Annotated in this window: 9 protein-coding genes and 2 tRNA genes; 6 read left to right on the top strand and 5 right to left on the bottom strand. The window is 33.0% G+C overall.

The genetic code is table 11. From position 1 onward, the window contains the following. Positions 1-27 precede the first annotated feature (27 nt). A complete protein-coding gene (locus ACIQ2I_RS05350; protein ID WP_396181405.1) occupies positions 28-525 on the bottom strand; it encodes a DUF1456 family protein in 498 nt (165 codons plus the stop codon). Between the two features lie 57 nt (positions 526-582). Further along, positions 583-1,377, bottom strand: a complete 795-nt coding sequence (locus ACIQ2I_RS05355; RefSeq protein ID WP_396181406.1) for an alpha/beta hydrolase — start codon at positions 1,375-1,377, stop codon at positions 583-585. Between the two features lie 235 nt (positions 1,378-1,612). Here ACIQ2I_RS05355 and ACIQ2I_RS05360 point away from each other — a divergent pair, with 235 nt between their 5' ends. Further along, complete coding sequence (locus tag ACIQ2I_RS05360) at positions 1,613-2,014, top strand: excinuclease ABC subunit B (protein ID WP_396181407.1); 402 nt, start codon at positions 1,613-1,615, stop codon at positions 2,012-2,014. Between the two features lie 40 nt (positions 2,015-2,054). Here ACIQ2I_RS05360 and rimO read toward each other — a convergent pair whose 3' ends face one another. From rimO to ACIQ2I_RS05375, 3 genes are all read right to left on the bottom strand, one after another. Then, entirely contained in the window at positions 2,055-3,365 is a 1,311-nt protein-coding gene (rimO, locus tag ACIQ2I_RS05365; RefSeq protein ID WP_396181408.1) for a 30S ribosomal protein S12 methylthiotransferase RimO, read from the bottom strand. A 268-nt stretch (positions 3,366-3,633) separates the two neighbouring features. Further along, the gene (locus ACIQ2I_RS05370) at positions 3,634-5,133 is read right to left on the bottom strand and encodes an OmpP1/FadL family transporter (protein ID WP_396181409.1); all 1,500 of its coding nucleotides are present in this window, start codon (positions 5,131-5,133) and stop codon (positions 3,634-3,636) included. A gap of 69 nt (positions 5,134-5,202) precedes the next feature. Then, complete coding sequence (locus ACIQ2I_RS05375; RefSeq protein WP_396181410.1) at positions 5,203-6,252, bottom strand: hypothetical protein; 1,050 nt, start codon at positions 6,250-6,252, stop codon at positions 5,203-5,205. A gap of 96 nt (positions 6,253-6,348) precedes the next feature. Here ACIQ2I_RS05375 and proS point away from each other — a divergent pair, with 96 nt between their 5' ends. The 5 genes from proS to typA all read left to right on the top strand — a co-directional run bounded on the left by proS (position 6,349) and on the right by typA (position 10,639). Next, positions 6,349-7,827 (top strand): proline--tRNA ligase, encoded by a 1,479-nt coding sequence (proS, locus tag ACIQ2I_RS05380; RefSeq protein ID WP_396181411.1) that lies wholly within the window; start codon positions 6,349-6,351, stop codon positions 7,825-7,827. A 176-nt stretch (positions 7,828-8,003) separates the two neighbouring features. Beyond that, a tRNA-Glu gene (locus ACIQ2I_RS05385) sits at positions 8,004-8,075 on the top strand. A gap of 33 nt (positions 8,076-8,108) precedes the next feature. After that, a tRNA-Glu gene (locus ACIQ2I_RS05390) sits at positions 8,109-8,180 on the top strand. A 165-nt stretch (positions 8,181-8,345) separates the two neighbouring features. Beyond that, entirely contained in the window at positions 8,346-8,597 is a 252-nt protein-coding gene (rpsT, locus tag ACIQ2I_RS05395) for a 30S ribosomal protein S20 (protein WP_396181412.1), read from the top strand. 245 nt (positions 8,598-8,842) lie between these two features. Beyond that, positions 8,843-10,639 carry a translational GTPase TypA gene (typA, locus tag ACIQ2I_RS05400; protein WP_396181413.1) on the top strand — a complete coding sequence of 599 codons (1,797 nt, stop codon included), beginning with the start codon at positions 8,843-8,845 and terminating at the stop codon, positions 10,637-10,639. Positions 10,640-10,810: the final 171 nt, after the last annotated feature.

A 10,810-nucleotide genomic window follows, 5' to 3' on the forward strand; every position in this document is an offset into this window, starting at 1 on the left:
ATCCTCAATACTATTGAGGATTTAATGTTATTTTTTTCCGTCTTTAAATTTAAATTTTTCAACTGGATTTTGTTTGGCAGGTTTTTTATCGTTGCCAAATTTATTTTTCCCGAACGCTGGTTTTTTATCTGAATTTTCACCGGTTTTGGGCTTAAATTCTTTCTTTTCGCCAGTTCTTGGTTTAAACTGTGTTTTACTATCCGTTTTGTTATAAGGTTTTTTCGGTTCGTAAACTTTATCTGTTCGTTCAGTTTGTGTTTCGTAATCTTTGTGCGTCTTAATTACTTCTCGTGGATTTTTCGGATTTTCCTTTGTACCACGTAAATGAATAATTAATCCGTTTAAGAAATTACGTAGCACTTGATCGCCACATTCCATAAAATTGGCGTGGTCTTCCGCACGGAAAATATCACCTAATTCCCCTTTCGACATTTTAAAATCGACTAAATTTAAGATTTCTACTATTTGGTCGTCACGTAATTGTAATGCCACACGTAGTTTTTTGAAGATATCGTTGTTGTTCATTTTTTTTTTTATGTTTTTTTGTTTGTTGTAACTTTCGACTTTCGACTTTCGCCATATTTAGAAAAGCCAAAGATACGCTTTTGCGAAAGCATTTCTCCATAATTTTTCGTTATGTTTGCCCTCTTTTACAATTACAGATTTATTTAGTTTTTTGCATTCACATCGTTTTGAATTAATTAGTGTTTCCATTTCTTTCATATCCGAAACCATAGCGCCGTCATCTTCTTTATCACCACAAAGCAAATAAATTTTGGTAGTAAATTTTTGGGTGTCCTCCATTTTCTGAAAAATTTCTTTCTTATTTATCCAAAATGCGGGCGAGAAGCAACCTACTTTTCCAAATACTTCTGGATATTGCAAAGCTGCGTAAAAAGAAACCAATCCGCCAAGCGAGCTTCCAAAAATACCAGTATTTTTTGTATTTGTTTTAGTTCTATAAGTTGCATCAACGTAAGGTTTTAACGTTTTTACAATAAACTCTAAATACGCATTGGCATTTCCTCCGCCGTGTTTTTCGTTTTTATAGGGAGTAAGTTCGTCTATTCGTTTTTCATTTCCGTGTGCAATACCAATGATAATTACTTTGGCTTTTAAGCTGTCTAAAGTCTCATCAATATTCCATTCTCCAGCGTAAGACGCAGCTTTATCAAATAAATTTTGAGCGTCGTGCATGTAAATTACAGGATATTTTTTATTAGATTTTTCGTAATTTAATGGTAAATAAATCCAAATTTTCTTTTTCGTTTGTAGTTGTGGCGCTTCTATTTCAAAGGTGGAAAATCGCTGTTGTGCGACTGTTTTCGTAATAGATATAAAAAAAAAGAGTAGAAATAGTCTTAAAAATTGTTGCATTTTTTTATATTTGAAGATTACTATAAAAACCCTTTGGGTCTAATTAGCATTATAATTTATTTAGCCACTAATTTTCGAATTTTTTGTATTGCAATCTCTATCTAATTCGAATTTTCATCAAAGATGAACTAATTTTTACTAAAATTTTCAAATATTCGAGAATTCGTGGCAAAAAAAGTAAAATAAAAACACTTTTAATAATTACATCCAACTGGATATAAAAGTAATAATTTTGATGGAAACTACTCAAGAAAAAATTAGTTTGTTGCAAGAAATGATTTCGTTTGCTTTAATTGACGGCGAATTGCACGATAAAGAATATGATTTTATTGAAATTGTTGCCTATGAACTGCGAATTGATAAAGCTACTTTATTGAAATTATATGAAAATAAAGGAGAAGTTAAAGTAATAAAAGACGAAATGAACCGTATTTGTCAGTTTTATCGTTTGGCTTTGTTAATGCGTTGTGACAATGTTTTGCATGAACGTGAAATTATAAAAATTAATGAAATTGGTATTCACATGGGTTTGAATCCATTTGCTATGAAGCGCGTTTTGAAACTTATTGAAGAATCACCCAATCATATCGTTGACGCACAGACTTTAATTGCTATTTTTAGTGAACAATTGAATTAGGTTTTTCTTTAAAGTTAAAGGTTAAAGGTTTCTGCAATTTTTATTCAGGTTCCGCATACAAATCAAATTCTGAAGCATCAATGATTTTTAAGTTTACGAAATCGCCTGTTTTTAAATAAAATTTTGAAGCGTCTATTAATACTTCATTATCTACATCTGGACTATCAAATTCTGTTCTTCCAACAAAATGTTCCCCTTCTTTTCTGTCGATGACACATTTGTATGTTTTTCCAATTTTTTCTTGATTTAATTCCCAAGAAATTTGTGCTTGAATATCCATAATTTGTGCTGCTCGGTCTTGTTTAACTTCTTCAGGCACATCGTCTTCTAATAAATACGCGTGCGTGTTTTCCTCGTGAGAATAGGTAAAGCAACCCAAACGTTCGAAACGCATTTCCGCAACCCAATTTTTAAGAATATTGAAATCTTCTTCAGTTTCACCAGGATACCCTACAATTAAAGTCGTTCTAATAGTCATTTCTGGAACTAACGATCTAAATTCTTGAATTAAATTCGTCGTTTTTTCTTGAGTCGTTCCACGTCGCATTGATTTTAAAATGCTATCTGAAATATGTTGTAACGGAATATCTAAATAGTTGCAAATTTTTGGTTCGCGTTTCATTACTTCTAAAACGTCCATTGGAAAACCAGTAGGGAAGGCGTAATGTAAACGAATCCACTCAATTCCTTCCACTTTAACTAAGGCTTCTAAAAGTTCGGCTAAGTTTCTTTTTTTGTATAAATCTAAACCGTAATAGGTTAAATCTTGTGCAATTAAAATTAATTCTTTTACACCATTTTTTGCTAATTTCTCCGCTTCAATCACCAAATGTTCAATAGGAGTAGACCTGTGTTTTCCTCTCATTAAAGGAATCGCACAAAAACTACAAGGTCTGTCGCAACCTTCAGCAATTTTTAAATAGGCGTAATTTTTAGGCGTTGTGGTTAAACGTTCTCCAATTAATTCGTGTTTATAATCGGCACCTAATGCTTTTAATAATAAAGGCAATTCTGTTGTACCAAAAAACTGGTCTATGTTTGGAATTTCTTTTTCTAAATCGGGTCTGTAACGCTCAGATAAACAACCAGTAACAAAAACTTTGTCTACTAAACCTTGTTCTTTTTTATCAGCATATTCTAAAATCGTATTTATCGATTCTTCTTTGGCATTATCTATAAAACCACATGTATTAATTACTATGATATTTCCTTCGTCGTTAGTGGCTTCGTGTGTTACTTCTTTTCCGTTGGCACGAAGTTGTCCCATTAAAATTTCACTATCATATACATTTTTAGAACAACCTAAGGTAATGACGTTGATTTTATTTTTCTTTAAAGACTTGGTTCTCATAGTATTTGTTTTATTTCAGGGTGCAAAAATACTAATTTTTATTGGAACACAACGTTTTGTCATCTCAATTAACAATGTTTGGCTTTTGGCTAAATCTTTTATTTTTGTTGTCTAAAGTTTTCGAAGGCAACAAAAACAAAAGGAAATCGCTTCACCTACGTCTATATAAACATTTGGTTTTTTATAACCAGAACTAACATCTCTAAAAAAATCCTGTCAGGTTTTTAAAACCTGACAGGATTAAATGTAATAAGTAATTGTTTTAAAATTAAAAATTTACCACATACGTTAATGTAACATTGTTGTTGAAATTTTTAATTCTTGCTGGATCATTTAATCCAGAAGTTAATAACACTTCTGTTCTTGCACGGTATTCGTTTGTGTAAGAAATATCTAATTTAGAATCTCCAAAATTGTATCCCAAACCAGTCGAATAACTCATTAAATCACCAAAAGCGAGGTCAATTTTATATGGGCTTTTTTCAAATCGATAACCACCTCTAACACTCCATTGCTGTATTTTATATTCTCCACCAATTCGTAATTCGTAATTGTCTTGTAATTCGTTTTTAATTTGTGTGTTTATCGTGCTAAAAATAATTTCATTGGTAGGTTTAAATTGCGTATTCGCATAGTTTTTACTGATGTAATCCACACTTAACAACCCTTTTTTACCGAATAAAATAGTAGCACTACTTGTTAATATACTTGGCGTTTGAATTTTATAGGTTGGATATACGTTTACTGCATTTGGATTTACGAATGCTTGATTCATAGATGTATTTGTAGCATTATAATAATTAGTAGAAATGCTTTGTGTTAATTCATCATTTAAGCGATACCAAGTTGGTGTTTCGTATGCCAATCCTAAACGTATATTTTGATTTGCTTTATAAATTGCTCCAAAATTCATCGAAAACCCAGAACCATAAGTGTATAATTCGTTGTTGAAACGCGCCGTATCAATACTAAATCCAGTAGAATAAAAAGGATTTAAGTTGCTTTCGTATAAAGAGTTGGTTCTTAAATAATCTGTAAAATGAAAATTCATATTCATACCTACATATAACCTATCTTCATATGCACCAGAAAAGTTCATTGTAAATTTTCCATTATAACCTTTGGCTTGAATGGTATTTTTATGAAAGTATTTTCCTCCCGAAGGCACATTAGTATAATAATTATCACTTGCGGAATCATAATCAATCAGATACGAATCGTAACCTAAAAGAGCTTGTTGGTCAATAAAATCTAAATCTTCGTAATAATTTCCTGCAATATTACCCGTTCTGGCATTTGCAAAACGTAAGAAATAACTATCCATCGAATTGTACGGATTAGTTCCTTCGCTTACAATAAAGTCATTAAAATTATTAGCATTTTCATAATTTAAACCTAAAGCGAATTTTTTCCAACCACTTTTTGATTGACTGTCATTGAAAACAAATACTGCACCCAATTGATTGATGTCTAATGAATTTTCGTTTGTCTTACTGTTTGTTCCAAAATAACTAGCCGTATTGCTTCTGTTAAAGCTAGACAACGATATGGTAGCTTGATTATAATTAAAAATTGAAGATCCAGCTGGGTTGATATTTATAGCTGACAAATCACCTCCAATTGCTCCAAATGCGCCACCCATAGCGCGGTATCTTGCTGTCCCGTTTAAATTTTGTATGCCGTAACGTAATGCATCTGACATAGTGGTTTCTTGTGCGCTAACAGCAAAAGCACTCCCAATTAATAAAGAAAATAGTATTTTTTTCATAAATCTAAAATTATATTTTTTAATGAAACCCGTTTGTCTTTTTTTAAACAGGTTTTATGTATTTGTTAATTATCTTCCTCCTCTACCGCCACCGCCAGATCTACCGCCGCCTCCAGAGCTACCTCCGCCAAATCCTCCAGAGCTTCTACCGCCACCAAAGTCCGAACTTCTTGGTGTAGATATAGTTCTAGGCGCTTCGTTTCTAGGCGTATCATTTCTAGGAGTATAAGTTTTTGGTTCTGAGGTTTGCGATCTCGGAGTTCCAGTGTTTGTATTTCCTCTAGGAGTATAAGTTCTTGGATCAGAAATTGGTGTTCTTGGTGTACCAGTATTTGTATTTCCTCTTGGGATAAAAGTTCTCGGCTCTGACACTTGTGTTCTAGGCGTACCTATTGCATTACCTCGAGGTTGTCCAATATTATTTCCTATTCTTCCAGAAGCAATTCTTCCAGAATTACCATTATTATTTATATAGCCTCCACGTGGTCCGTCATTGTGCACCACATTTCTGCCGCCACCATACCAACCATTGTTCCAACCATTACCGTACCAACCGTTCATACCCCAGTTATTGCCATACCAGCCATTCCAACCCCAGTTATTGCCATACCAGCCATTCCAACCCCAGTTGTTATAACCCCATCCGTTACCGTACCAACCGTTTCCATACCATCCATTCATTCCCCAGTTGTTACCATACCATCCATTCATTCCCCATCCATTCATTCCCCAGTTATTCCATCCCCAATTATCATTAACAATTACAATATTGTTGTTAGTTTGGTTTTCACCCCAACCACCATATTTAGTTCCATTTTCTTTTACATATACTGTGTCTGGAGGTGATTTATAGCTATCTACGTCAGTTAAAACTTCTGTAGTCCCAAAATCTTCTTTCATACTTTTAAATTGTTGGGCATACGTATTATTGTTCGAGCCTGAACTTGTTTCGTTTTGTACAACTCGTTTGGTTTTTTCTGAATTATCAGGCCCATAAACGCCATCATCATCATAATAAGATGAATTTTGGTACGAACCACAACTTACTACTGTGATAGCACCTACAATTAGACTTAAAAATCTAAGTGATTTTAGCTGAAAAATGCGATTTGTTTTCATATATATTAATTTTTATTGTTGGTCTTTGCAAAATTAAGTAGTTTTGTACCACTAAATTAATACAAATTAAACAAATTTTGTGCCAATATTATAAAAATGAGTAAAAATTTAACAACTAGAAGCGAAGATTATTCTGCCTGGTATAATGAATTGGTCGTAAAGGCTGATTTAGCTGAGAATTCAGGGGTAAGAGGTTGTATGGTAATTAAACCATATGGGTATGCAATTTGGGAAAAAATGCAAGCAGAACTTGATAAAATGTTTAAAGAAACAGGTCATAGTAATGCTTATTTTCCATTATTTGTTCCTAAAAGCATGTTTGAAGCGGAAGAAAAAAACGCTGAAGGTTTTGCAAAAGAATGTGCCATCGTTACTCATTATAGATTAAAAAACGATCCTGATAAACCAGGTAAATTAATGGTAGATCCAAATGCAAAGTTGGAAGAAGAATTAATTGTTCGACCTACATCTGAAGCTATTATTTGGAGTACTTATAAAGGATGGGTGCAATCTTATAGAGATTTACCTTTATTAATTAACCAATGGGCAAATGTAGTGCGATGGGAAATGAGAACGCGGTTGTTTTTAAGAACGGCTGAGTTTTTATGGCAAGAAGGACATACTGCTCATGCCACAAAAGCGGAAGCAATAGAAGAATCAGAAAAGATGATGCATGTATATGCTGATTTTGCAGAAAATTTTATGGCTATTCCAGTTATAAAAGGTTTGAAAACAGAAACAGAACGTTTTGCTGGAGCAGATGAAACGTATTGTATTGAAGCATTAATGCAAGATGGAAAAGCACTTCAAGCCGGAACATCGCATTTTTTAGGTCAAAATTTCGCTAAAGCATTTGATGTGAAATTTACCAATCAAGAAGGAAAACAAGAGTATGTTTGGGGAACCTCATGGGGCGTTTCTACTCGTTTAATGGGTGCGTTAGTAATGACACATTCCGATGATAACGGACTGGTTTTACCGCCAAATGTAGCGCCAATTCAAGTAGTCATTGTTCCGATTTTTAGAACTGACGAAGAATTTGATAGCATTTCAGAAGTGGCAAACGATTTAGTAGCGCAATTTAAAAAACTAAATATTTCTGTAAAATTTGATAACAGAACCACTCAGAAACCAGGATTCAAGTTTGCGGAATGGGAATTGAAAGGGGTGCCAGTTCGAATTGCAATTGGTCCTAAAGATATAGAAAATGGTACTTTTGAAGTGGCTCGAAGAGATACTTTAACCAAAGAAGTACAGCCATCTGAAGGAATAGTGACTTATATTCAAAATTTATTAGCACAAATTCAGAAAGATTTATTTAACAAAGCTTTAGATTATCGAACAGCACATACTACGGAAGTAAATTCTTTTGAAGAGTTTAAAGAAGTGTTGGAAAACAAAACAGGTTTTGTATCAGCTCATTGGGATGGTATTGCAGCAACCGAAGATAAAATTAAAGATTTAACAAAAGCCACTATTAGATGCATTCCTTTAAACAGGAAAGAAGAGGTAGGAGTTTGTGTTTTAACTGGCGCACCATCAAAAGGAAGAGTACTTTTTGCAAAAGCGTATTAATGTGTCTATTAGCCAATGTGTCAATTTAAGATTTGGATTTTGGAATTTTATTTACAATAAATACCATATAAATATAGCCTTAAGGTAAGTACTTAAAAAAACTGAAAATTTTCACATTAGGTGTTGCACAGATAAAAAATAGTTGTATTTTTGCACTCGCATTACGAAAATGTAATGGTCCGTTCGTCTATCGGTTAGGACGCCAGGTTTTCATCCTGGTAAGAGGGGTTCGATTCCCCTACGGACTACACTGTTTTTACTGAAACATTAAATCGGTTATTGGTCCGTTCGTCTATCGGTTAGGACGCCAGGTTTTCATCCTGGTAAGAGGGGTTCGATTCCCCTACGGACTACAAATTAGTTTTGAAATAGTTTTATGAAACCGGTTTAGGTGTCTCCTTTTCTAGTTTTGTTAGTTAAAACTGAAGTGATTGATTTTTATAATCAATTGTGGGAGGTTTTTCTTATTTTTTTACTGATGTATAAACTAGTTATTTACAATTAAAATATAAAAAAAAATGGCAAATCACAAGTCAGCTCTAAAAAGAATTAGAAGCAACGAGAAAAGAAGAGTATTGAACAAATACCAACACAAAACTACACGTAATGCGATTAAAGCGATTCGTTTAGCAACAGTAAAAGCAGATGCTGCGGCAAAATTGCCAATAGTTATCTCAATGATTGATAAGTTAGCTAAGAAAAACATTATTCATGCTAACAAAGCTTCAAACTTAAAATCTAAGTTAACAAGATTAGTTGCTAAATTATAATTAGTAATTTAAGATAGTTAAAAAGTCCTGATGAAAATCAGGGCTTTTTTTGTTTCATATTTTTTTTAATGTTTTCATAGATAACCACAGGCAAGGCATTGGAAAAGTTATAGCAGAGCATGTGAAGGTTAGCGTATTGAAAATGAATCGTTTTACTTCTAAATTTATTAAAATGTAAACTAAACTAATTGTTGTTTGAATATCGAGATAATAAACGTACCTTTGCACTTTCAAAAAAAGAATATATGTCATCTATCAGAAACATTGCAATTATTGCCCACGTTGACCACGGTAAAACTACTTTGGTTGATAAAATTATGTATCACTGTCAATTGTTCCGTGATAACGAAAATACTGGAGATTTAATCTTAGATAATAACGACTTAGAGCGTGAAAGAGGAATTACTATTACTTCTAAAAACGTTTCTGTTGTTTATAAAGGAACTAAAATTAATATTATTGATACGCCTGGTCACGCCGATTTTGGTGGAGAAGTAGAACGTGTATTAAACATGGCCGATGGTGTGTGTTTGTTAGTAGATGCTTTTGAAGGGCCAATGCCACAAACGCGTTTTGTATTGCAAAAAGCTATCGATTTAGGTTTAAAACCTTGCGTGGTTATTAATAAAGTTGATAAAGAAAACTGTACACCAGAAGAAGTTCACGAAAAAGTATTCGACTTAATGTACGAATTAGGTGCTACAGAAGAACAGTTAGATTTCCCTACCGTTTATGGTTCAGCTAAAAATAACTGGATGTCTGATCATTGGGACAATATAACGGACAATGTAGAAGCATTATTGGATATGGTTATCGAGCATGTTCCAGCTCCAAATGTTGGACAAGGAACGCCTCAAATGTTAATTACATCTTTAGATTTCTCTGCATTTACCGGTCGTATCGCAATTGGTAGATTAGAAAGAGGTATATTAAAAGAAGGTATGCCAATATCTTTAGTAAAAAGAGATGGTACTATTTCTAAATCAAGAATAAAAGAACTTCATACTTTTGAAGGTTTAGGTCGTAAAAAAGTTCAAGAAGTTATAGCAGGTGATATTTGTGCTATTATTGGTGTAGAAGGATTTGAAATTGGTGATACTATTGCCGATTTTGAAAACCCTGAAGCACTTACTTCTATTGCTATTGATGAACCAACAATGAGTATGTTGTTTACAATTAACGACTCACCATTTTTTGGTAAAGAAGGAAAATTTGTGACATCTCGTCATATTAGAGAAAGATTAGAAAAAGAATTAGAGAAAAATTTAGCTATGAAAATGGCTGAAACGGATTCTGCAGATAAATTTATGGTTTTTGGTCGTGGTGTATTACACTTATCGGTTTTAATTGAAACCATGAGAAGAGAAGGATATGAAGTACAAATTGGTCAACCACAAGTTATCATTAAAGAAATTGATGGTCAAAAATGTGAACCAATTGAAGAATTAACAATTGACTTACCAGAAAGTTTATCAGGTAGAGCGGTAGAGTTTGTTACTTTACGTAAAGGTGAAATGTTAAGCATGGAAACCAAAGGGGAGCGTATGATTGTGAAATTCAATATCCCATCTCGTGGAATTATTGGATTGCGTAACCAATTACTTACCGCAACTGCGGGTGAAGCTATCATGGCGCACCGTTTTATAGGATATGAACCTTACAAAGGAGAAATTTCTGGACGTAACAAAGGTTCGTTAATTTCTATGGAAAAAGGAAAAGCAATTCCTTATTCTATTGATAAATTACAAGATAGAGGTAAGTTTTTCGTAGAGCCAAATGTTGAAATTTACGAAGGTCAAGTTATTGGAGAAAACTCTCGTGGAGATGATATGTGTGTTAACGTAACGAAAGAGAAAAAACAATCTAACGTACGTTCGTCTGGAAATGATGAAAAAGCTAGAATTATTCCTCCAATTATCTTTTCTTTAGAGGAAGCATTAGAATACATTCAAAAAGATGAATATGTGGAGTGTACACCAAAATCTATTCGTTTAAGAAAAATTTATTTAACTGAAACGGACAGAAAACGTTTTAAAATATAAATAGATTTTTTATAAATATACTAAACCACGAATTTCATTTGATTTTCGTGGTTTTTTTATTTACAGATTTAATATTTTGTAAGATATTGAACAATCAATAATTAAAAACTCTAACTTTGTTAGTATAAAAACTATAACCATGGAAATTAAATTAAAAAACGGAATTGATAG

Source organism: Flavobacterium sp., assembly GCF_044368995.1.
In the GTDB taxonomy this organism is placed as follows: domain Bacteria; phylum Bacteroidota; class Bacteroidia; order Flavobacteriales; family Flavobacteriaceae; genus Flavobacterium.

What these genes read in the sequence shown, in the direction of transcription:
- rpsT (WP_396181412.1), top strand. Translation starts at nt 8,346, where the DNA reads ATGGCAAATCACAAGTCAGCTCTAAAAAGAATTAGAAGCAACGAGAAA.
- ACIQ2I_RS05375 (WP_396181410.1), bottom strand. Translation starts at nt 6,252, where the DNA reads ATGAAAACAAATCGCATTTTTCAGCTAAAATCACTTAGATTTTTAAGT.
- ACIQ2I_RS05350 (WP_396181405.1), bottom strand. Translation starts at nt 525, where the DNA reads ATGAACAACAACGATATCTTCAAAAAACTACGTGTGGCATTACAATTA.
- ACIQ2I_RS05355 (WP_396181406.1), bottom strand. Translation starts at nt 1,377, where the DNA reads ATGCAACAATTTTTAAGACTATTTCTACTCTTTTTTTTTATATCTATT.
- rimO (WP_396181408.1), bottom strand. Translation starts at nt 3,365, where the DNA reads ATGAGAACCAAGTCTTTAAAGAAAAATAAAATCAACGTCATTACCTTA.
- proS (WP_396181411.1), top strand. Translation starts at nt 6,349, where the DNA reads ATGAGTAAAAATTTAACAACTAGAAGCGAAGATTATTCTGCCTGGTAT.
- typA (WP_396181413.1), top strand. Translation starts at nt 8,843, where the DNA reads ATGTCATCTATCAGAAACATTGCAATTATTGCCCACGTTGACCACGGT.
- ACIQ2I_RS05370 (WP_396181409.1), bottom strand. Translation starts at nt 5,133, where the DNA reads ATGAAAAAAATACTATTTTCTTTATTAATTGGGAGTGCTTTTGCTGTT.
- ACIQ2I_RS05360 (WP_396181407.1), top strand. Translation starts at nt 1,613, where the DNA reads ATGGAAACTACTCAAGAAAAAATTAGTTTGTTGCAAGAAATGATTTCG.